18 protein-coding genes are annotated in these 21,850 nt (G+C 58.0%); 7 read left to right on the plus strand and 11 right to left on the minus strand.

What is annotated here, in order from left to right:
* Position 1 precedes the first annotated feature (1 nt).
* The 5 genes from mtgA to minC all read right to left on the minus strand — a co-directional run bounded on the left by mtgA (position 2) and on the right by minC (position 3,121).
* A complete protein-coding gene (gene mtgA / locus ACW5XC_RS11980) occupies positions 2-793 on the minus strand; it encodes a monofunctional biosynthetic peptidoglycan transglycosylase (RefSeq protein ID WP_042055922.1) in 792 nt (263 codons plus the stop codon).
* Complete coding sequence (locus ACW5XC_RS11985; RefSeq protein WP_005352317.1) at positions 778-1,104, minus strand: HI1450 family dsDNA-mimic protein; 327 nt, start codon at positions 1,102-1,104, stop codon at positions 778-780. The genes mtgA and ACW5XC_RS11985 overlap by 16 nt, the downstream gene beginning before the upstream one ends.
* A 197-nt stretch (positions 1,105-1,301) precedes the next feature.
* Positions 1,302-1,568: a cell division topological specificity factor MinE gene (minE, locus tag ACW5XC_RS11990; protein ID WP_005336848.1), complete on the minus strand. Its 267-nt coding sequence runs from the start codon at positions 1,566-1,568 to the stop codon at positions 1,302-1,304.
* A 2-nt stretch (positions 1,569-1,570) separates the two neighbouring features.
* Positions 1,571-2,383: a septum site-determining protein MinD gene (gene minD / locus ACW5XC_RS11995; RefSeq protein ID WP_005336847.1), complete on the minus strand. Its 813-nt coding sequence runs from the start codon at positions 2,381-2,383 to the stop codon at positions 1,571-1,573.
* An 18-nt stretch (positions 2,384-2,401) separates the two neighbouring features.
* Entirely contained in the window at positions 2,402-3,121 is a 720-nt protein-coding gene (gene minC / locus ACW5XC_RS12000; RefSeq protein WP_042055924.1) for a septum site-determining protein MinC, read from the minus strand.
* A gap of 107 nt (positions 3,122-3,228) precedes the next feature.
* Here minC and ACW5XC_RS12005 point away from each other — a divergent pair, with 107 nt between their 5' ends.
* Positions 3,229-3,507, plus strand: coding sequence for a YcgL domain-containing protein (locus tag ACW5XC_RS12005; RefSeq protein WP_042055926.1), 279 nt, complete (start codon positions 3,229-3,231; stop codon positions 3,505-3,507).
* A gap of 854 nt (positions 3,508-4,361) precedes the next feature.
* Here ACW5XC_RS12005 and ACW5XC_RS12010 read toward each other — a convergent pair.
* The 3 genes from ACW5XC_RS12010 to ppnP form a co-directional block, all read right to left on the minus strand.
* On the minus strand, positions 4,362-5,732 hold the full coding sequence (locus ACW5XC_RS12010) for an L-serine ammonia-lyase (protein WP_005336844.1): 1,371 nt from the start codon (positions 5,730-5,732) through the stop codon (positions 4,362-4,364).
* A 275-nt stretch (positions 5,733-6,007) separates the two neighbouring features.
* Positions 6,008-7,393 (minus strand): L-serine ammonia-lyase, encoded by a 1,386-nt coding sequence (locus tag ACW5XC_RS12015; RefSeq protein WP_042055928.1) that lies wholly within the window; start codon positions 7,391-7,393, stop codon positions 6,008-6,010.
* 154 nt (positions 7,394-7,547) lie between these two features.
* On the minus strand, positions 7,548-7,832 hold the full coding sequence (ppnP, locus tag ACW5XC_RS12020; protein WP_042055930.1) for a pyrimidine/purine nucleoside phosphorylase: 285 nt from the start codon (positions 7,830-7,832) through the stop codon (positions 7,548-7,550).
* Between the two features lie 270 nt (positions 7,833-8,102).
* Here ppnP and ACW5XC_RS12025 point away from each other — a divergent pair, with 270 nt between their 5' ends.
* On the plus strand, positions 8,103-9,344 hold the full coding sequence (locus ACW5XC_RS12025) for a dicarboxylate/amino acid:cation symporter (protein WP_074042690.1): 1,242 nt from the start codon (positions 8,103-8,105) through the stop codon (positions 9,342-9,344).
* 1,614 nt (positions 9,345-10,958) lie between these two features.
* Here ACW5XC_RS12025 and pfkA read toward each other — a convergent pair.
* The 3 genes from pfkA to elyC form a co-directional block, all read right to left on the minus strand.
* Complete coding sequence (gene pfkA / locus ACW5XC_RS12030; RefSeq protein ID WP_005336840.1) at positions 10,959-11,930, minus strand: 6-phosphofructokinase; 972 nt, start codon at positions 11,928-11,930, stop codon at positions 10,959-10,961.
* A gap of 149 nt (positions 11,931-12,079) precedes the next feature.
* Positions 12,080-12,835 (minus strand): triose-phosphate isomerase, encoded by a 756-nt coding sequence (gene tpiA / locus ACW5XC_RS12035; protein ID WP_005336839.1) that lies wholly within the window; start codon positions 12,833-12,835, stop codon positions 12,080-12,082.
* Positions 12,836-12,970: 135 nt separating this feature from the next.
* Positions 12,971-13,741 (minus strand): envelope biogenesis factor ElyC, encoded by a 771-nt coding sequence (gene elyC, locus ACW5XC_RS12040; protein ID WP_042055932.1) that lies wholly within the window; start codon positions 13,739-13,741, stop codon positions 12,971-12,973.
* A 101-nt stretch (positions 13,742-13,842) separates the two neighbouring features.
* Here elyC and cmoM point away from each other — a divergent pair, with 101 nt between their 5' ends.
* The 5 genes from cmoM (at position 13,843) to ACW5XC_RS12065 (ending at position 21,816) form a co-directional block, all read left to right on the plus strand.
* Positions 13,843-14,619 (plus strand): tRNA uridine 5-oxyacetic acid(34) methyltransferase CmoM, encoded by a 777-nt coding sequence (gene cmoM, locus ACW5XC_RS12045; protein ID WP_041207899.1) that lies wholly within the window; start codon positions 13,843-13,845, stop codon positions 14,617-14,619.
* A gap of 100 nt (positions 14,620-14,719) precedes the next feature.
* On the plus strand, positions 14,720-16,039 hold the full coding sequence (gene mukF, locus ACW5XC_RS12050; protein ID WP_041207658.1) for a chromosome partition protein MukF: 1,320 nt from the start codon (positions 14,720-14,722) through the stop codon (positions 16,037-16,039).
* Positions 16,020-16,739, plus strand: coding sequence for a chromosome partition protein MukE (mukE, locus tag ACW5XC_RS12055; protein WP_042055934.1), 720 nt, complete (start codon positions 16,020-16,022; stop codon positions 16,737-16,739). Before mukF ends, mukE begins: the two co-directional genes overlap by 20 nt.
* Before the next feature lie 3 nt (positions 16,740-16,742).
* Positions 16,743-21,170, plus strand: a complete 4,428-nt coding sequence (gene mukB / locus ACW5XC_RS12060; protein ID WP_042055937.1) for a chromosome partition protein MukB — start codon at positions 16,743-16,745, stop codon at positions 21,168-21,170.
* Positions 21,171-21,429: 259 nt separating this feature from the next.
* Entirely contained in the window at positions 21,430-21,816 is a 387-nt protein-coding gene (locus tag ACW5XC_RS12065; protein WP_042055940.1) for a septal ring lytic transglycosylase RlpA family protein, read from the plus strand.
* The last annotated feature ends 34 nt before the right edge of the window (positions 21,817-21,850 follow it).

The raw sequence follows: 21,850 nt of genomic DNA on the forward strand, positions 1-21,850 counted from the left end.
ATCAGTCGGCCTGATGCACCCGATTGAGGGTGATCTGGCCCAGTTGCCCCATCTGGCGGCGGATCCAGACCGAGCGCTTCTGCACATAGGGTGAAGGGGGCTTGACCCGATAGCGCCACGGGTTGGGCAGGGCGGCGGCCAGCAGGGATGACTCGTAGCGGGTCAAGCGGCTGGCCGGTTTGCCAAAGTAGGTGCGGGCGGCGGCTTCGGCGCCATAGATGCCGGGGCCGAACTCCACGATATTGAGATAGACCTCGAGAATGCGGGCCTTGTCCCAACCCAGCTCCATCAGCAGGGTAAACCAGGCCTCCAGCCCCTTGCGCAGGAAGCTGCGATCACTCCACATAAAGAGGTTCTTGGCGGTCTGCTGGCTGAGGGTGCTGGCACCGCGCACCCGTTCGCTGTGCTGGTTGTGCTTGAGCGCGGCGTTGATGGCATCCATGTCAAAGCCGTTGTGATCGGCAAAGCGCTGATCCTCGGCGGCAATCACCGCCAGTTGCAGCTCCTTGGAGATGGACTCCAGATCTACCCATTGATGGCGCACCTGGGTGATCTTGGCGGGCGGAAACAGGGCCCGCTCGATACGCCAGCTCCACATCGGCGGATCGATAAAACGCAGCAAGGCGACCGAGCCGACCGAGCAGAGCAGCCCGGCCAGCGCGATCTTGCCTGCCCACCTCAACACCCGGCGCCCAAACGATGCAGATGGGCGCACGGGGGCCACGGCGTCAGGGCCAGACTCCCACTGATAGTGGCTGGGATCATCGGGATCCGGAATTATTGGGGCAGCCATTCGATGTGGCAGAACTTCTCGTCAACACGGCGGGAGAGCAGCATGCGGGCAAACAGGTGCTCATACTCTTGTTCTTCATTGCCAAGGCCTACCCAGATCTCGGCATAGTCGGTATCGCTCACCGCAAAACCCACGTCCGCTTCCCAGTCATCGGCCGGGTCGGTTTCGGCCAGCAGGCCGCGGTCGTTGAACTCCTGATTGAAGCGGGCGATCTCCTGCTCCGGCAGGTTGTCAGAGGCCAGCTCCATAAAGAGTTCGAGGGCGGTATCGAGCAGTTCCTCGACGCTGTGCATTTCGTCATTCATAGACATAAGCGGTCTGTTCCAGAAAAGAGAAAAAGGTGCCAGCGCAGATCACTGCCTGCGGGGCGGCGCTATTCTAGCGGTCGGCAGACCCCTTGGCGAGATGAGGCGAGCCGCTGTGACCTGTTTTTGTGCCAATAAAAAACCGGATCCAGTGACAGGATCCGGTCTTCATTGGGGGAAGGGGTCACGCATAGGGCGTCAGCTCATCCCTTCTTGTCATCGGCGAAGGTGATGTTGAGCTCCAGTACCGACAGCTCATCACTCTTCTGATCCAGTTGGACGGTTATCTTCTCCGGATCAATGTTGACGTATTTGCGGATCACATCGAGGATGTCCTGCTTGAGCTGGGGCAGGTAATCCGGCCCCCCTCTGGATGAACGCTCGTGAGCAACAATGATCTGCAACCGCTCTTTGGCCAGTTGTGCGGTGTTCTGTTTCTTGTTGGAACGAAAATAATCCAATAATGACATGTTTAACTCCCGAACAGTCGGCTAAAGAAGCCCTTCTTCTCTTCTTCCAGAAAACGAAATTCCTTGGCATCGCCCAGCAGGCGGGACACCGCATCTTCGTAGGCCTGACCGGCATCGGACTCCTTGTCCAGAATAACCGGTTCGCCGGAGTTGGAGGCGCGCAGCACCGCCTGGGACTCCGGGATCACCCCGAGCAGAGGAATGGCCAGGATCTCCTGCACATCCTGCACGCTCAGCATGTCGCCGCGGTTGACGCGGGTAGGGCAGTAGCGGGTCAGCAGCAGGTGCTCCTTGATGGGGTCTTCGCCACGCTCGGCGCGACGGGACTTGGAGGCCAGGATGCCAAGGATGCGGTCGGAGTCACGCACGGAAGAGACTTCCGGGTTGGTGGTGACGATCGCTTCATCGGCAAAATAGAGTGCCATCAGTGCGCCCGCCTCGATCCCTGCCGGGGAGTCGCAGACGATGTAATCGAACTTCATCTCCGCCAGTTGATCCAGGATCTTCTCGACCCCCTCACGGGTGAGGGCATCTTTGTCCCGGGTCTGGGAGGCGGGCAGGATAAACAGATTTTCCGAGCGTTTGTCCTTGATCAGCGCCTGATTGAGGTTTGCTTCCCCATTGATGACGTTGACGAAGTCATACACCACGCGCCGCTCGCAGCCCATGATGAGATCCAGGTTTCTCAGACCGATGTCAAAGTCAATGACCACTGTCTTGTGACCACGCTGGGCTAAGCCGGTGCTCAGGGCCGCACTGGTTGTGGTCTTGCCAACGCCACCTTTACCCGATGTAACGACTATGATTCGCGCCATTCTCGCTTCCTTGTAACTCTATTTGATACGGTCTATTCGGAGTTGTTCATTGTCCAGCCGGATATGGACCGGTTGCTGGATCAGGCCTGCCGGCAATGCATCGCTTAGCTGGAATGTGCCCGCGATGGAGAGCAGCTCGGCCTGTAATTGCTGGCAATAGATCCGGGCCTGGGTGTTGCCCCGGGCACCGGCAATGGCTCTGCCACGCAGGGTGCCATAAATATGAATGCTGTCATCGGCGAGCACTTCGGCTCCCGGACTGACGGACCCCAGCACCACCAGCGAGGTGCCGGCGGCGTAAATCTGCTGGCCGGAACGAACCGGTCCCACATGTACCTTGCTCGGGATCAAGGGGGCGGGTTCGGGCTCGGGAACCACCTCAGGGGCGGCTGGCGCGGGGGCAGGCTCGGGTTCCGGTTCGCTCTTGCGACTCTTGCCCGAGGCCATCACGGCCAGTCCCACCGCCTTGGCGGCTGTCTTCATCTCTTCACTGCGCGCCCCCGTGATGCCGACCAGCACAAATTCTTCGGACTCCACCAGCTCCTTGAGCTGTTCGAAATCGGGAATATGTTCCAGTCGGGAAACATTGATCACCAGCGGCGCACAATTAAAAAAGTAGGGTGCCTGGGCCACTTTTTCGGCCAACAACTGACGTATCCGCTCAGGCTCGCCATCGCTGATATGCAACACAGAAATAGTGAAGGTGGTCCCTTTCAATTCGTTATCGCGCTCAACCATGAATCTTCCCCGAGGCAGAGATGCTAATCCGTTATTGTTATTCAATTCCTGATGTTATAGTTTGCCCCCATCAGAGGCAATAAACTCGTCGGATTATATCAATTTCCATGTTGTGTGCAGTCTATAAAAGTCGCAAAAAAGCCGAGACCTACCTTTTTGTTGAAAAAAGAGAGGATTTCTCCCGCGTTCCCGAGCCATTGCTGAGCGCATTCGGGCGTCCCGAGCTGGTGCTGATGACTAAGCTGGATCCGGCCAAGCCCTTGGGGTTGGCTGATGTCGGCAAGGTGATGGCCGCGCTGACCAACCAGGGGTTCTACCTGCAGGTGCCGCCGCCCCCCGAGAATTTGCTGGAGCAGCACAAGGCCAACCTGAAAAAACCATCCTGAATATCCAGCCCCGTTGTGTGTTCTGCCCAGCGGGGCTAATTCTTTGTGACTCTGCATGACGCATTCCGGCCCCGGAGAGGTGGCCTGCGATAATCCCGTGACAGGATCTGGCCAAATTAAACCCTCCCTTTGGTGATATTCACTTTTCGCTGTTTAAATAGAAAGTCAATCTGCTCCCAACACCATATCCTCAACCTTTGCTGGCGCTCACAAAAATAGCGAGTGGCGCTTACTCATATCCTCCATTTCAACGGCTATTGGCTCATTCATCGATTATTTTCAGCCTCTTCCTTGGGCGCTTTTTTGGCCTCCACTGCGTGATGAGTTGTCCATCAAAGGGCGCGTAAAGAGGGCGGTGATAACAGTGCTAAAACCAGTTTGCGCGATGTGCTGTGGCCAAAATGATGAGCTAACCCCCTGTTTGTGTACTTGATTGTTTGCCCTGATCACGAAAGTGCCACATAGGAGGCAATCAATGTGGCGGCGTGATAATCCGCAGGGGGAGTGGTAACCGCGTCTTGCCAAACAAGGGTATGACCAAAGGGGGATATTGAGATGAGGGGCCATCTCGATATCGATTAGTTGTGAAATCGTGGCTGGGGCAAGATAGCTGGTACAGGTTTCATGTAGGGGCGTAATGTCCCTCTCAATGCATTGAGAAGAGTTAATCAAGGTATGTAATTAGAGAGGTATGCAGACAAGGCAATCCGCATTGCGGTGGCGTAGCAGGGACATATCCGCGACGCCCTACAGTGAAATGGTCGGTATGCCGGTATAAGTGCCCGGCATCCCATTCGGGCAATAAAAAAGGCGGGATATCCCGCCTTTGTTCAGATGAGGGTCGTAACCCTTATTTATTCGCAGGCAACCTGCATCACCTTGATGGCCAGACCGCCACGGGAGGTTTCACGGTACTTGGAGTCCATGTCCTTGCCGGTGATGTACATGGTCTCGATCACCTTGTCCAGGGAGACGCGTGGCTTGGAGGTACGACGCAGGGCCATACGGGAGGCGTTGACTGCCTTCATGGCTGCGATGGCGTTACGCTCGATGCAGGGCACCTGTACCTGACCGGCAACCGGATCACAGGTCAGACCCAGGTTGTGCTCCATGCCGATCTCGGCAGCTTCGCAGACGTGCTCTGGGCTACCGCCCATCAGCTCGGTCAGACCGGCAGCGGCCATGGAGCAGGAGACACCCACTTCACCCTGACAGCCCACTTCGGCGCCGGAGATGGAGGCGTTCATCTTGTAGAGGATGCCGACGGCACCGGCAGCCAGATAGAAACGGGTGTACTCGTCGCGGCCAACCGGCTGGATGAACTTGTCGTAGTAAGCCAGTACGGCCGGGATGATACCGGCAGCGCCGTTGGTCGGGGCAGTGACCACGCGGCCACCGGCAGCGTTCTCTTCACTCACGGCCAGAGCGAACATGTTGACCCAGTCAACGATGTTCATCGGATCGCTCGAGAGGTTCTCGTTGGTGTTGAGCTGACGGTAGAGCGGCGCGGCACGACGGGGTACGCGCAGCGGGCCGGAGAGAACACCTTCGGTACGGCAGCCGCGCTCGATACCTTCACGCATGGTGTTCCAGATCTTGCCGAACTTCTTGTAGATCTCTTCCGGAGTGTTGAAGCACTTCTCGTTTTCCATCATCAGGGCAGAGATGGAGAGACCGGTCTGGCTGCAATGGGCAACCAGCTCAGCGGCGCTCTTGAACGGATAGCGTACGGACATGTCGCCGCTGTCAGCCTTGCCGAAGTTCTCTTCGTCAACGATGAAACCGCCACCGATGGAGTAGTAGGTCTTGCTATAGACTACTTCATCTTCGATCAGAGCAGTCAGCTTCATGCCGTTTTCGTGCAGCGGCAGGGCTTCGTCGTGGAATACCATGGCGTCACGCGGGAAGCTGACGGTGTGGCAGTGCAGGCCGATCGGCAGGCGCTCGGTCTGCTCAACACGGGAGATAAACTCGGGGATGGCATCGATATCGACATTTTCCGGCAGGTTGCCAGCCAGGCCCATGATGATGGCAGTGTCGGTATGGTGGCCTTTGCCAGTCCAGGAGAGGGAGCCGTAAACATCGACATTGATCCGGGTTACATCGCGGATCTTGCCGCCCGCGCGCAGCTCGTCAACAAACTGTTTGGCCGCTTTCATCGGGCCAACAGTGTGGGAAGAAGAGGGGCCTACACCGATTTTGAAGATATCAAAAACGCTGATCATGTCACTATTACCTCAGGGTAGAAGGGGGCGGCATGCCCACTCACAGAAATTTGGGAGATCCATGGAACGCGCTTGTCAGCGCAGGTCACAGAACCAGATAACCGTAGTGTAACGGCTCCAGACCTAAAAAAAGTTGAAATAGATCTATTTTTGTTGAATCTGAGGCGCGAGTATAAAATTTATTTTTGTGCTTATCCATTTTGTTAAGCGTTTGCCCATAAAAATACCCGGCGATGCCGGGCATTTCGGAACCAAATGGAGTCATTTGCCGTTTTTTAACATTCGGTAATGTTAACGGCGAGGCCGCCACGGGCCGTCTCCTTGTATTTGGTCTTCATGTCGTTGCCGGTCTCCCACATGGTCTTGATCACCTTGTCCAGTGACACCTTGTGCTCGCCGGTGCCGCGCAGGGCGAGGCGGGCGGCATTGATCGCCTTGACCGCCCCCATGGCGTTGCGCTCGATGCAGGGCACCTGCACCAGTCCGCCGATGGGATCGCAGGTGAGGCCGAGATTGTGCTCCATGCCTATTTCGGCGGCGTTCTCCACCATGGCCGGGCTGCCACCCAGCAGTTCGGTCAGCGCGCCAGCCGCCATGGAACAGGCGACTCCCACTTCTCCCTGACAACCCACTTCGGCGCCGGAGAGGGAGGCGTTCTTCTTATATAAGATGCCGATGGCAGCCGCGGTGAGGAAGTAGCGGATCAGCGTCTCGTCATCCACCTTGTGGACGAAGCGATCGTAGTAGTGCAGCACGGCGGGAATGATGCCCGCGGCGCCATTGGTGGGGGCGGTCACCACCCGGCCACCGGCGGCGTTCTCCTCGTTGACGGCCAGCGCAAACAAGTCGACCCACTCCATCACCATCAGCGGATCCTTGTTGAAGTTGGTCTCGCAGCTTAGCTGGCGGAACAGCCCCGGGGCGCGGCGCCGAACCTTGAGGCCGCCCGGCAGCACCCCTTCGCTTTTGCAGCCTCGCTCGACGCAGCCCTGCATCGCCTGCCAGATCTTGCGCAGCCCCGCTTTTATCTGCTCATCGCTGCGAAATACCCGCTCATTGGCGAGGATAAGCCCCGAGATGGAGAGGCCGCTCTCCTGACAGTGGGCCAGCAGTTGGGCGCCGCTGTCGAACGGGTAGGGGACAGGGTGTTCGGCATCAGACTTGGCGGCCTCTTCCTTGGCGGTGGCAAAGTGGCTCTCTTCAATGATGAAGCCGCCCCCGATGGAGTAGTAGGTCTGGCTGAAGCGCAGGTTTTCCTCTTTATCAAAGGCGCGCAGAGTCATGCCGTTGGTGTGGGCTGGCAGGGTTTTGCGGCGGTTGAAGATGATGGCACCGGTGCGGGGAAAATGGCTTGGTTGCTCGCCTGCCAGCGGCAGGTTCTGCTCCTTTTCCACTCGAGCCAGAATGGCGGGAATCGCATCGATATCGACCGATTCCGGTTCAAAGCCCGACAACCCCAGAATGATCGCCTTGCCGGTACCGTGTCCTTTGCCGGTCTGGCCCAGCGAGCCGTAACACTCCACTTCGACCCGCATGACTTGTGGCAGATGCCCTTGCAGCTTGAGCTGCTGAACGAAGGCATAGGAGGCACGCATGGGGCCGACGGTATGGGAAGAGGAGGGGCCAATTCCGATGGAAAACAGGTCAAACACGCTGATCATGACATCAATCCGGTGATGGTTTATGTCTGTTTATTCTAGGATTTTTGCCGTGGATGGAAAGCGGGGATGTGCGGTGCTGTGACATGGACACAGATAATAGGGCTGGGGATTGCCCAAGAAGGTTGAAGGGGCTGATCCCCTTCAACCGGCTTGATCAGTCGAGAAATTCGCACAGATAGGCAGTGGGGGTTTTCACTTCCAGTTTGAAGGAGGAGTGGCCAGCCACCAGGAAGGATTCACCTTGGTTGTAAGTGTGCCACTCATCTTCATCAGCCAGCTGGATGGTGAGGGCACCCTTGATCACTGTCATCCGTTCGGGGGCGGCAGTGTTGAACAGGTAGTCACCGGCGTTCATCACCCCGACGGTTGATTTCTCGCCTTTTTGTTCGAAACCGATGGATTTTACATTTCCGTCGAAATACTCGTTAACTTTCAGCATCTTTACATCCCTGTGTGTACGTTTGTGCAGCCAAACTAGCACAATCTTTTGCCAGTTGTCATGGGGGATGAGGTAAAAATCGCCGAGACCGCTTTGAATCTTCACTTTTTCGCAAACTTATTAATAGCCAAGGTTAATGATTTGCTGATTTAAAACAGCAATTAAATGTGAGATAACACGCGCAAACAGGGGAATGGGCAGCCGCTCATTCCCCTGTTTGGTTAATTGCACTGGGAAAAGTGTGAATTTTGCTACATAAAGGAACATATTGTGTTAACTAAAGGACTCATTAAAAACATCGGCTTCCAGGTTGTGGTCGCCATGGTACTGGGCGCAGTGGTCGGCGCGTTCATGGGTGAACAAGCCACCGTGTTTGCACCGCTCGGTACCCTGTTTATCCAGCTGATCAAGATGCTGGTGATCCCGCTGGTGGCGGTTGCCATCCTCTCCGGCGCCGCCAATCTGGGCGCCAGCCCGGCTGCGGGCAAGATCGGTGCGGCTACGCTGGCCTTCTTCCTCGTGACCTCAGCGTTGGCCGTGTTGCTGGCGCTGGTAATGGGGCAGATCTTCAAACCGGGTGTCGGGGTCGATTTCGCTTCCGTCGCCTCCATGTTTGGTGGTGACTACGCCGATAAAGGGGCGCTGCCGGATGCAGTCGCCACCCTGCTTGGCATGATCCCCACCAACGTCTTCAACTCCCTCAACGAAGCGAACATCCTGCAGATCCTGGTGTTCTGCATGTTCCTCGGCATTGCGCTGGCCAAACAGCCGCGCGAGCGGGCCAAGCCACTGGTCGATGGGCTCAATACCCTGGTGGATGCCTTCGTCTGGATGATCAACAAGGTGATGATCATCGCGCCGCTCGGGGTGTTCGGTCTGATGGCGGAAGCCATCGGTACCTACGGCTTCGATGTGCTGACCCTGGTACTCAAGCTGTTCGTGGTCTATGTGGCTGCCATCCTTATCTTCGGCTTTGTGGTCTACCCGCTGCTGGTGATGATGTTCTCCAACACGCCGGTAATGAAGTACCTCTCTGCCATGAAGAAGCCGCAGATCGTTGCCTTCTCCACCGCCTCTTCCATGGCGACCCTGCCGGTCAATATGGAGACCTGCGAGAATGACCTGAAAGTGACCAACGCTACCGCCTCCTTCGTGTTGCCGCTGGGTGCCACTATCAACATGAGCGGCAACGCCATCTATTACGGTCTGGTCGCCATCTTCTTTGCGCAGGTTTACAACATCGATCTGAGCGTCGGTGCCTGGGCGGCCATCATTGTGACCTCCACTCTGGGGGCGATCGGTCAGGCCGGTGTGCCGGGCCCAAGCTTCCTGGTGGTTGCCGTGCTGCTGGCGGCCGGGATCCCCATTGAAGGGTTGCCGCTGCTGTTCGCGCTGGATCGTCTGTTCGACATGATCCGCACCTCCCTCAATATCACCGGCGATGCTGCCTGTGCTGTCATTGTTGACCGCTTCAGCCCGGAATATGACCCAGAGCGCTGGAACAAGGCATAACTGCTTTGAGCTGGACTGAGATATAACAGCCCTAAGCTGACACTGCGTTACGCGAGCCCCTGCCATGATGGCGGGGGCTTTTTTATATCTGCCGGACAAGTATCAGAGCAAAGGTGTGCTCAAGAGATTGCTAACGGATGTAGCTGTGTTGAATGGAGAGTACAGGAGGAGAAAACATCAGTTGTGGGCATGGGCCGTATGGCGTCAACCGGCCTGTTGTAGATGCCGGGGTAGGGGATTGTCAAACGGCGGGTAACAAAAAGGGGAGCCTTGCTCCCCTCGGATATGATCTGCTGCTGGTTCTACTCCATCAGGCCATATGGTTAAACCATCCTGGTTACACCCTTGTGGCGAAAGAAACAGCGTCAACGTGATGAAATCATATCTATGTTGACCATCTCGGCATTATTACTGAAAAGCGCCAGTTGGTGGCGATTAAACAGACATGGCAAAGAGGGTCGGTCCGGATTGATGCCTCTCTATCCGGCTCAGAACTGTGACAGTGAGGGCAGAGAGACAGCAACCAGGGTGAAAAACACCGTGAAAACGGCAGTAACGACAAACTCTTTCATTTTTCTCTCCCTAAGTTGTTGGTTGATGTAGTCAAGATACCATAAGAAGGGGGTAAAACAAGGTGTAAATTGATAAAATAGCTGCTTTATGTGCGTGGCTGGTTGAGATGGCTATTTTTGTCATATTGAGCTGATTTTATCACCTGCTATGGCATGTTAGGCATTCAAGATTCTGTTTTTATGGTTATTTCATTTAAATTCAATTAGTTGGTGAGCTGCTGGCTGGTTTTGTGAAGGGTTTTGTATGGAGCTTAAGTGGCGTTTTATAAGTTTTCACCCTCGTAATAGTGTCATTGAGGCCATAAAAAGTGCGCAAGGCAATGATTTGACGATTCCTGACATAGATAGCCCATCCAAAAGAAGTCTATGGAGAGAGTCTGGTTGCCAACCCTTGTCGCACCATCACTTTATCAGTCCGGAGTCTCCGCATTTTTACAGCAATACACTGGGTTCATAGGGAGGAGAGCGGTGCATCGGGGGGATACAGAGTGGCAACTGGCTGTTTTATCACCGCCAATTTTCCCGTCGGCCTCGGAATAGACATGTCTGCAGCAAGAGTGAGGTGCGTAATAGGTCAGAGGCGTATTCTCTGGCTGGGCTGGGCTGGGCTGGGCTGGGCTGGGCGCGAGTAGCGATTTGCGTGTGCATCTGCGTGAGTCATGTGAGTGCAATACGAGAGCAGCGCCGGAGCATGGTTGGGTAAGATATCTGAATCCCCTCTACAAGATTGAGATATAAAAAGCGGCGTATGACGAGGAGGCTGAACAAGCTGGTTTCAGGGGCGACAGAGCACAGGTCAACGCAATCCGGTTTGCAGTAATAAAACGCATCCACGACGATACCGGAACTCTGTTCGTAGGCTGAAGCCGGTTGCTGTGAGGAGGGGAAGGCTGGTGAGCAGTCAGATGGCGCAAGGGTTGGTAATCAGGCAACCCATATGGTGAGGGCCACACAGCGTACCGATACATCAGTTTTTGTAAGATATAAAAAACCCTCCGACGGAGGGTTTTTGTCATCAACAGCCGGTTAAACGCCGCGTGGCTTAGAACAGGGTGGTGGAGAGGTTGTACAGCTCCTGATCGAACGGACGCTTCATGTTCTCGATGCAGTCGATGATGTCGTGGTGTACCAGCTCGTTGCGCTGGATACCGACACAGCGACCACCGTGACCAGCCAGCAGCTGCTCAACGGCATAAGCACCCATACGGCTGGACATGATGCGGTCACGAGCAGTCGGGGCACCGCCACGCTGGATATGACCCAGGATGGTGGCGCGGGTTTCACGACCGGTCAGGGCTTCGATGTCCTTGGCTAGCGCGTTCACGTCGGTAACGTGCTCGCAGATGGTGATGATGGCGTGCTTCTTGCCTTTGGCTTCGCCTTCCTTGATCTGCTTGAGCAGCTTCTCTTTGTCGAAAGCCACTTCCGGTACGATCACATATTCGGCACCACCGGCAACGGCGGCAGACATGGCCAGATCGCCACAGTGGCGGCCCATGATCTCGACCACGGAGATACGGTGGTGGGAGCTGCAGGTGTCGCGCAGGCGGTCGATGGCGTCAACCACCACGTTCAGGGCAGTATCAAAGCCGATGGTGAAGTCGGTACCGGCGATGTCGTTGTCGATGGTGCCTGGCAGGCCGATGCAGGGGAAACCCTCTTCGGTCAGCTTCTTGGCACCCATGTAGGAGCCGTCACCACCGATGACGACCAGCGCATCGATACCGTGCTTTTTCAGGTTTTCGATCGCTTCGGCGCGCACTGCGGGGTCTTTGAAGGCAGGGAAACGGGCGGAGCCGAGGAAAGTACCACCACGGTTCACCACGTCGGAAACGCTGTGACGCTCCAGCTTGACGATGCGATCCTGGTGCAGGCCGAGGTAGCCATCATAAATACCGTAAACTTCCAGGCCATGATGCAAACCGGCGCGAACCACGGCGCGAATGGCTGCGTTCATACCCGGTGCGTCGCCACCACTGGTCAAAACACCAATACGTTTGATTTGTTTGGTCATGAGTGCCTCTGGATCTGAGTTGTCAAATACGAATGTTTAAATAGACAAGCCACTTTTACTATATCGGCTTTCATATGGGATGCGGGGGCCACCATAGGAAAAGCGATACAAGAGAGGGGACGAGCCCCTCTCTTTGCCGTAATCAGCGATTACTTGGCAGCGCCAGCGATGATCTGGGAGAAGTCGTCCACTTTCAGGGACGCACCACCGACCAGGCCACCGTCGATGTCCGGCTGACCGAACAGGTCGGCTGCAGTGGCGCCAGTGACGGAACCGCCGTACAGGATCTGTACTTTGGCAGCAACGGCGGCATCAAAACCGGCCAGGTACTGACGGATGTGAGCGTGAACGGACTGAGCGATCTCCGGAGTGGCAGTCTTGCCAGTACCGATGGCCCATACCGGCTCGTAAGCGATAACGGCGTTGTTGAAGGAGGCGATGCCGCAACGGTCGATAACAGCTTTCAGCTGGGTCTCAACCACGTTCTTGGTCACGCCGGCTTCGAACTGCTCCAGAGTTTCACCGATGCACAGAACCGGCACCAGGCCGCCTTTCTGGATCGCTTCGTACTTGGCAGCAACCACGTCGTCAGTCTCTGCGTGCAGGGTACGACGCTCGCTGTGGCCGACCAGAGAGTAGGTGCAACCAAAGGCTTTCAGCATGGAGGGGGCGTTTTCGCCGGTGAAGGCACCAGACTCGTGAACGTCAGCGTTCTGGGCACCGTAGGCAATCTTGCTGCCAGCGGTCAGTTGCTCAACCAGACCCAAAAAGATAACCGGGGGGCAGACGGCGACTTGCACAGAAGGATGAGCGGCAGCTGCCGGGGTCAGTCCTTTGATCAGAGCTTCTACAGAAGCCTTGGTGCCGTTCAGTTTCCAGTTACCCATTACCAGGTGCTGTCTCATCTTCTTAATCTCCTAGGCATTTGATTGCGCGACATTATATGAATTGAACCGAGCCCAAGATAGCTGACCCGGCGGCAAATGACGTAATTTTTTTTCGCTTTCCTGATCCAAATCAGGAATGAAACGCTTGATCGCTCATTCGTTAACCTGCCCCCGCAAGCGAGCCCACCATACCCCAATCCATTCGTGGATGGCAGCTTCGGAATACATCAAATAACGCCCTTTGGGTAAATAACTGTAGAGCGGCTGAGGTACCTGGCTCTGCTTGGCTGTGTAGTCGGTGGGGGCTGGCACGGCCTTGAGTCCCTGACCCTGATAGAGGGCCATGGCTCGCGGCAAGTGAGTGGCCGAACTGACCAGTGCCACCTCTTTTCCCTTGAGGTGGCGGCTGATACTGACCGCTTCATCATGAGTGTCTTTGTTGTTTTCAAACAACGTCATCCGCGAACGGGGTATGCCGAGGCTCTCGGCCATCCGGGCATTGACCTCGGCATTGGAGAGGGTATCCCCCGACACATAGCCGGAGAAAACCAGTTCGGCGTCGGGATAGGCCTGGGCGAGGCGAACCCCTTCGAGAGTCCGTGCCAGCGAGATATTGTTCTGCCAACTGCGCATCGGTACCGCCGGGTCGCTGACATGGCCATTGCCGAGCACCACGATGGCCTCGATGTTGGGATGCTTGCTCACCTCGAATGGCGGGAAGGTTTGTTCCAGCCCGCGGGCCAGTTCATAGCTCACCGGCCGCATCCCCATCAGCGCCACAATGAGCAGCGAGAGAGTGGCCAGCAGTTTGCCGGTTTTCTGAAAACGGGTGAACCAGAGTAGCAGCAGGGCGACCAGCAGCAGGGAGAGGGAGAAGGGGAGCGGCATCAACAGTTGACCCAGCCACTTTTTGAGCACAAACACGACAGACACTTCCTTGAGTTTTCAGCAAATTCGGGATGTGACAGAATACCTCTCTTTTTTGGGATGGCCACAGCCCTGTGGCGCTAATGTTGAGTTTCTCCTTGAAGCACGATCAGAGTTTTGACGGGCGCGCCGACAAGTTCGCCCGCAACATTTACGACTCCACCAAGGGGCGCATCCGCACCACCATTGTCTGGAGCGACATCGAAGCCTGCCTGGCCCGCCTTGGCAACCGTCCGCTGCGCATCCTCGATGCGGGGGGCGGTTTTGGCTATTTCGCCCAGAAGCTGGCGGCCATGGGTCATCAGGTGGAGCTGTGCGATCTGTCAGCAGAAATGCTGGAACTGGCCCGCAGCCAGATCGCCGAGAAGGGGCTGGAAGACAAAATCCGTCTCATCCATTGCCCCATTCAGGATCTTAAAGCACACGTGACCGGTACCTTTGATCTGGTGCTCTGTCATGCGGTGCTGGAGTGGCTTGCCGAGCCGCGCCAGACCTTGCTGGGTCTGTTCCCTTTCGTCAATGCCGGGGGCATACTGTCGCTGCTTTTCTACAACCGTCATGGTTTGCTGTTCCAGAGCCTGGTGGTGGGCAATTTTGACTATGTGCGCCTTGGTCTTCGCAAGAAGCGTCAGACAGCGCTTACGCCCACCAATCCCCAGCTGCCGGAGCAGGTCTATGACTGGATTGGTCGCGGGGGGCTGCGCATCATCGGCAAGACCGGGGTGCGGGTGATCCACGACTATATGCGTCACAAGCAGGATCAGGTGGAGAAGTTCGACGATTTGCTGGCCATGGAGCAGCAATATTGCCGTCAGGAGCCTTTTGTCTCCCTCGGTCGCTATATCCATGTGATGGCCCAGAAGCCGGCCAGCTGATTGCTCGAGGTTCACGTCAATGTGAACCATGTTTTCGATGCTACCGGATGTAGCCGCGCGCACGATTTTGCGCCCAATACAACAACGAGATGACAACATCATGATGAGTACATCCCGTACCCTGCCAGAGATGGTGGGATGGGTCAGGCAGGAGGGGTTGGCGCTGAGCCTGCCGACCGACCGGCTGGCCTTTCTGATTGCAATCAAGACCCTGTCCGAAGATGAGTCGGACCTGTCGGAAGCGGCGCTGCACGATGCCTTTGGCTATGTCAGCAGCGCCTTCGGCCAGATGGACGAGACCCTCACCGGTCGAGCCAACAACGCCATCAACGATCTCATTCGCCAGCAGCTGCTGTCGCGTTTCAACACCGACATGGTGGCGGGGGAGAGCCTCTACCGCCTGTCGCGCCTGGGTGTGAGCATCGTCGACTTCTTTATGGATCAGCGTCAGGTTGACTCCATCAAGCTCTCCATTCTGCTCGAACACCTGGCTGCCGAGCTCGACACCGCCCGCAAGGCGGCGCTCGAGACCAACACCCGCGAGCAGTGGGATGCCGAGGTGCTGCCGCGCCTCACCTTCTCGCTGGAAGAGACCCTGGGGCGCATCGATCTCACCCAGCGTGCCATGGATGAGCAGCAGAATCAGGTCAAGAGCGAGATCGCGGCCCTGCTGACCCAGAACTGGGTCGATGCCATTCACAGCTGCGAAAAACTGCTGCACGAGACCGGCCAGACCCTGCGCGAGCTGCAGGATACCCTGGACGCTGCCGGCCACCGCCTGCAGGCGGGGCTGCTCAATATTCAGGAAGCGGCGCAGGGGCGCGATGATCTGTTCCACGTCGAGGAGCTGACTCACGCGTTGCAAGGTCGTCTTGACGTCATCACCAGCTGGGGTCAGCAGTGCATCGAGCTCTGGTCCCGCTACGACAGACACGTCCACAAATTTATCCGCAACGCCATCGACATGGACAAGAACCGCGCCTTCAGCCAGCGGCTGCGCGAGTCCATCCGCAACTTCGAGCAGCACAACTGGCAGCTGCGGGTGGCCGAAGAGCCCCGCCTGCTGGAGCTGCGCGACGAAACCATCGCCATCCACGACGAGGAGGTGACCGGTGAGGTGCCCCTCGAGATGGAGTATGTCGAGATGGTGGATATCAACCAGGAGCTGGCCGAGCGCATCGAGCGCTATCTGGCCCGCTACCCCGAGCAGGGCCAGCAGCTGGACTTGGCCGATGTGCTGCGCGAATACCTGCTGGACTACCCGGCTCATGCCCACTTCGATGTGGCGCGTCTTCTGATCGACCAGGCCGTGCGCCTGGGCCATGCCAGCGGCGAGCGCGAACTGCATCGCCAACCCGCATGGAAACCCATTAACCAAGCTGGATCCAAGGTTCAGGCCTATGTCATTGATCAATTCTGAGTTTCCCTTGCCGCTGCGCCTCGCAGAGGCGATTGCCAACCCCTTGTTTCCGCGCATCGACACCGCCTTGCGCTCCGGTCGCCACATCAGTGCCGACGAGTTCGAGCAGCATTCGGCGCTGCTCGAATATCACAGCGAGCTGGAGATCTTCTACGGCCGCTATCAGGTGGAGCTGATCAAGGCGCCGGAAGGCTTCTTCTACCTGCGCCCGCGCCCGAGCTCCGACATCGGCACCACTGTGCTCTCCGAGCTCGATATGCTGGTGGGCAAGGTGCTCTGCTACCTCTACCTGAGCCCGGATCGTCTCGCCTCGGAAGGGGTGTTCGCCATGGCCGAGCTGCAGGAAGAGGTGCTGAGCCTCGCCGACGAGAAGCAGCTGCTGCGGATGGTCAACAGCCGATCCGGCGGTACCGATCTCGACAAGAAGAAGTTGCTCGAAAAGATCCGTACCTCCATGCGCCGTCTGCGCCGCCTTGGCATGATCACCGCCCTTGGTAACGGGGATAAATTCCGGGTCAACGAATCGGTGTTCCGTTTCGCCGCCGACGTGCGTTCCGATGAAGATCCGCGTGCCGTTCAGCTGCGGATGATCCAGGAGGGTGAAGCCATCTTCCACGACGACGAAATGCCGAGCAGCGACTCGCTCTTTGATGACATCGAGGCGGATCTCGATGAAGAACAACTGGATCTGGAGGTATAACCGGTGCGAGGCAAGTTCAAATCCCTGACCATGGTCAACTGGAACGGCTTCTTTGCCCGGACCTTCGATCTCGACCAGCTGGTCACCACCCTTTCCGGCGGCAACGGCGCGGGCAAGTCCACCACCATGGCGGCCTTTATCGCAGCGCTCATCCCCGACCAGTCACTGCTCCATTTCCGCAACACCACGGAAGCGGGCTCCAGCAGCGCCTCCCGTGACAAGGGGCTTTACGGCAAGCTGCAGCGCGGCCACTGCTATTCCTTGCTGGAAGTGATGAACAGCCGCGAACAGCGGATCTGGGTCGGCGTTCACCTCGAGCAGGTGGCCAACCGTGACAACAAGGTCAACATCACCCCGTTTGCGCTGGTGGATGTGCCGGAGAATCTGGCACCGACCGATCTGCTGCTGGAGAAGCTCGATGGCGGTAAGGGGCGGGTACGCGCCTTTACCGACCTGAAAGGGGCGGCCGCCGAGCTGGGGGCGCTGAAAGTCGCCAAATTCAATACGGTGACCGACTATCACAACTTCATGTTCGAGTTCGGCATCACCCCGAAGAAACTGCGTGATCAAAAAGATCGCGGCAAGTTCTATCGCCTGATCGAGGCTTCCCTCTACGGCGGCATCTCCTCGTCCATCAGCCGTTCCCTGCGCGAATATCTGCTGCCGGAGAACTCCGGGGTGCGCAAGGCGTTTGCAGACATGGAGGCGGCCATCTATGAAAACCGTCGCACGCTGGAGGCCATCAAGGAGACCCAGGGTCAGCGGGATCTGTTCAAGAACCTGATCACCGAGACTACCCACTATGTGGCGGCGGACTATGTGCGCAATGCCGCCGAGAAGAGCCGCCTCTCCGAGCTGGCCCTCAAGGCGCGCCAGGAGCTGGCCGACAAGCGCCGTATTCTGGCCGAAGAGAAGCAGCGCGCCATCTATCTGGCCGACGAGGTGGAGCAGCTCACCAACCGCGAAAAACTGCTGACCGACGAGCTGGAGTCTGCCTCCGAGCATCTGGCCAAGGTGATGGCGGCTGTCAGTTTGCAGAAAAAGATCGAGATGTATCGCGCCGATCTGGCGGATCTCTCTGACAAACTCGAGCAGCAGCAAGCGGTGGTGGAGGAGATCCACGGCCAGCTGCTGGAAGTGGAAGAGCGCAAGGAGCTGGCGCAGGCAGAAGTCGACAGCCTCAAGACCCAGCTAGCCGACTACCAGCAGGCGCTCGATATCCAGCAGACTCGAGCAATCCAGTACCGTCAGGCGGTGCAGGCTCTCGATGCTGCCCGCGAGCAGTGCGAGCTGCCGGGGCTGACCGCCGAACAGGCGAGCGACACCCTGCACCAGTTCCGTAGCTCCGAGCAGAGCCTCACCAGCCGGGTGCTGGGGGCCGAACAACAATTGGCGCTGGCCAAGGCGGCGGTGGCCGAGCACGAAGCGGCGCTGGCGCTGCTGCTCAGCATCGCTCCGGAAACAGTGCGCGAGGCCGCCTGGCCCACCGCACAGGCGCTGCTCAAGCGTCACATCGAAGACAAGGCTCGCATCGCGCAGGGGCAGGGGCTGCGCGCTGCGCTGGCTCGCCTCGAGAAAGAGAGCGAAAGCCAGAAGAGTCTCTTCAAGTTGCGTGACGAGCTGCAGCAGGCCTCTGGCCAGCTGATTACCAGCAGCGATGAGCTGGAGATCTTCCTCGAAGCTCAGCGCTCCCGTCAGGAGGAGCTCTCCGAGCAGCAGGCGGAGGTGAACCAGCGCCGCGCCAGCCTCGAGCATCAGGGCACCCAGCTGGGCCGTGATATTGCGGAGCTCACCAAGCTGGCGCCGCGCTGGCTGAAATCCTTTGAAAAACTCGAGCAGCTGCGCGAGCAGAGCGGTCTGCCGCTCGCCACCGCCGAAGAGCTTTCGGCCGGTATGCAGACAGTGCTCGACAAGGAGCGCGAGTTCGAGCAGGAGAGCAACCGCATTGCGGCGCAGAAACAGGCGCTGGAGCTGCAAATTCGCAACCTGCAACTGGGGGCAGGCGAGGCGGATCCCCGTCTTGCCCGCATCGCCGAGCAGGTGGGGGGCGTGCTGCTCTCCGATGTCTATGACGACATCTCCATCGACGATGCCCCTTACTACTCCGCGCTCTACGGCCCGGCTCGCAGCGCTCTGGTGGTGCTCGACCTTGAGGGCGCCATCGAGCGGCTGAAAAAGCTGGAAGATTGCCCGGAGGATATCTACCTGATTCAGGGCAACCCCGACTCCTTTGACGAGGATCTGGTGGAAGCGGACGAGCTGGGGGACGCCGTGCTGGTGCGCACCAGCAAGCGTCAGGTGCGCTTCTCCCGCTACCCCGAGCTACCGCTGTTTGGTCGCGCGGCTCGGGAAAAGCGGATCGAGCAGCTCGACCTTGAGCGCGAAGGGCTCATCGAGGGTTACGCCAAGGCCGCCTTCGAGCAGCAGAAGTACCACCGTCTCTACGGTCACTTCCGCGACTTTATCGGCCAGCATCTGGATATCGCCTTCCGCCCCGACCCCGAAGCCGAAGTGCAGGCCAAACAGGCCGAACTGCGCGCGCTGCAAGGAGCCATCGGCGAGTGCGACAAGCAGCTGGCCGAGGCCAAAGCGGCCGCCGCTCAGCTGACCCGCCATATCCAGCTGGTGCAGGGGATGCTGCCCTTTGCCCACCTGTTTGCCGAGAGTGATCTGGCGGCCCGCCTCGAGGCGGCTCACGCCGATGTGGAAGCGCTGAAACAGGCCGAAGCCTTTATCGCCAAACACGGCAAGTCGCTGGAAAAACTGGAAACCATGGTGCAGGTGCTGCGTCAGGATCCGCAGGATCTTGCGGCGCTGCAGGCAGCTTACGATGAGGTGAGCGACCTGCTGGCCGAGCAGAAGCGACGTTGTTATGCCCTCGATCAGCTGGTGGCCCGTCTGCCGCACTTTGCTTATCAGGATGCGCAAGACCTGCTGGGCAAGGCGTCCGAGATGAGCGAGCGACTCAAAGAGAAGCTGAAAGCGGCCGAGCTTGCCGCCCGCACCGCCGGCGAGCAGCACAAGCAGATTGCCCAGCGTCACACCGAGGCGTTGCAACTGCGCACCGCCCTCAACTCCAGCGTCGAGGCCAAGCGCCAGACCCTGACCGAGTTCGAGCAGGAGCTGGCGGCCATGGGCCTGACCCTCTCTGACGATATGGAAGAGAAGGCGCGCGCTCACAAGAAAGAGATCGAAGAGCTGCTGATCCGCACCCGTTCCCGTCGCACCAGCGCCGAGGCCCAGTTGCAGGTAACCAAGCGCGAGATCGAATCCCTTGGCGGCCGTCTCAAGCTCGAAGGCAAGGATTACTACAGCGCCCGTAAATCTCTGGTGGGTCACAAGGCGAGCTGGTCACGGGTGGTGCGACTGGCGCGAGAGACCGACGTCGAGAAGCGCCTCAACAAGCGTGAACTGGCTTATCTTGACAGCGACGAGCTGCGCTCCATGTCAGACAAGGCCCTTGGCGCCCTGCGGGTAGCGGTGGCCCACGACGAGGCCCTGCGCGATGCGCTGCGACTGTCGGAGGGCAACCGCAGCACCGAGCAGAAGGTGGCCTTCTACGTGCAGGTCTACCGTTACCTTAAAGATCGCATTCGCAACGACATCATCCGCTCCGATGATCCGGTGGAAGCGATCGAGGAGATGGAGATCGAGCTGGCCCGTCTGGCTGACGAGCTCAAGCAGCGGGAAACCCATCTGTCGCTCTCCTCCCACGAGGTGGCGGCCAAGATCACCAACATCATCCGCCGCGAGCAGAACCGCATCCGGGTGCTCAACCAGGGTTTGCAGAACATCGCCTTCGGTCTGGTGCGCGGGGTGCGCCTCAACGTCAATATCCGCGAGGCCCACACCCGTCTGCTGACGGCGCTGGCCGATCAAACCGCCATGCACAACGATCTGTTCGCCGACAAGGAGCTCAGCTTCTCCGAGGCGATGGCCAAGCTGTTCCAGCGCCTCAATCCGCAGATCGAGCAGGGGGATCGCAGCTATCAGGTGATGGGCGACGTGCTGCTCGACTATCGCAACTATCTGGAGCTGGAGATCGAGGTGCAACGCGGCGCTGATGGCTGGCTGCGGGCCGAGAGCGGCGCGCTCTCCACCGGTGAGGCGATCGGTACCGGTCAGGCCATCCTCTTGATGGTACTGATCAGCTGGGAGGAGGAGTCCCGCCGTCTGCGCGGCAAGGATATCGCCCCCTGCCGTCTGTTGTTCCTCGACGAAGCGGCCCGTCTGGATGGCAAATCCATCGCCACCCTGTTCGAACTGTGCGAGCGGCAGGATATGCAGCTGCTTATCGCGGCGCCCGAGAACATCAGTCCCGAGAAGGGCACCACCTACAAGCTCATCCGCAAGGTACAGGGCAAGCACGAGCATGTGCATGTGGTAGGCCTGCGCGGCTTCGGCTTTGCCGATGACAAGCTGATTGCCTGAGAAGTCTCTGGCCCATCCGACACGGGATGACAGGTAACTAGTTGAAAGGGAGGCATTTGCCTCCCTTTTTACATGGAAGATATGGCAAAGTAGCCGCACGGTCGCTGCTGCCTGACCACAAGGCGGGTAACATGGTGAGTGCCTTGGAGCTATGGCAAGGTGAGATCTACCGCCTGCAAGCGTGTCGCCTGCGTCACCGGCAGCATCGAAGATGCAAAAATAGCGCAGAGTGGAAAGAAGAAGAGAGGAGAGGGGAAAGGTGCAACATATCCAGAAAGGGCTGCTGTTATCTCTTTGCCTGTTGCTGGCGGCCTGTAGCAGCCGTTATGACGAGAGCCACGGCGGCAGCTGGCGCGGCTATAGCGAGACCGGCTATGCCAGCTATTATGCCGACCGTTATCACGGCAAAAAGACCGCCAGCGGCGAGCTCTATCGCAACAACCTCAATAGCGCCGCCCATATGGAATTGCCCTTCGGCTCCATGGTGCGGGTCACCAACCTCGCCAACGGCAAGAGCGTAGTGGTCAAGGTCAATGACCGCGGCGCCTTTAAAAGTGGGCGTATTATCGATCTCTCCAAATCTGCCTTTAGCACCATCGGCAATATTCGCGACGGGATTATCAAAGTAAAAATAGAGGTGCTCTAGGCTGGGTGAACCCGTTTATACACGAAAATGGATG

It is taken from the genome of Aeromonas sp. 25-AL00135 (assembly GCF_054052385.1).

Coding starts and splice junctions, on each gene's coding strand:
- tpiA (WP_005336839.1), bottom strand. CDS start 12,835: ATGAGACAGCACCTGGTAATGGGTAACTGGAAACTGAACGGCACCAAG.
- ACW5XC_RS12015 (WP_042055928.1), bottom strand. CDS start 7,393: ATGATCAGCGTGTTTGACCTGTTTTCCATCGGAATTGGCCCCTCCTCT.
- minC (WP_042055924.1), bottom strand. CDS start 3,121: ATGGTTGAGCGCGATAACGAATTGAAAGGGACCACCTTCACTATTTCT.
- pfkA (WP_005336840.1), bottom strand. CDS start 11,930: ATGACCAAACAAATCAAACGTATTGGTGTTTTGACCAGTGGTGGCGAC.
- ACW5XC_RS11985 (WP_005352317.1), bottom strand. CDS start 1,104: ATGTCTATGAATGACGAAATGCACAGCGTCGAGGAACTGCTCGATACC.
- minE (WP_005336848.1), bottom strand. CDS start 1,568: ATGTCATTATTGGATTATTTTCGTTCCAACAAGAAACAGAACACCGCA.
- ppnP (WP_042055930.1), bottom strand. CDS start 7,832: ATGCTGAAAGTTAACGAGTATTTCGACGGAAATGTAAAATCCATCGGT.
- ACW5XC_RS12005 (WP_042055926.1), top strand. CDS start 3,229: ATGTTGTGTGCAGTCTATAAAAGTCGCAAAAAAGCCGAGACCTACCTT.
- ACW5XC_RS12010 (WP_005336844.1), bottom strand. CDS start 5,732: ATGATCAGCGTTTTTGATATCTTCAAAATCGGTGTAGGCCCCTCTTCT.
- minD (WP_005336847.1), bottom strand. CDS start 2,383: ATGGCGCGAATCATAGTCGTTACATCGGGTAAAGGTGGCGTTGGCAAG.
- mukF (WP_041207658.1), top strand. CDS start 14,720: ATGATGAGTACATCCCGTACCCTGCCAGAGATGGTGGGATGGGTCAGG.
- mukE (WP_042055934.1), top strand. CDS start 16,020: ATGTCATTGATCAATTCTGAGTTTCCCTTGCCGCTGCGCCTCGCAGAG.
- mtgA (WP_042055922.1), bottom strand. CDS start 793: ATGGCTGCCCCAATAATTCCGGATCCCGATGATCCCAGCCACTATCAG.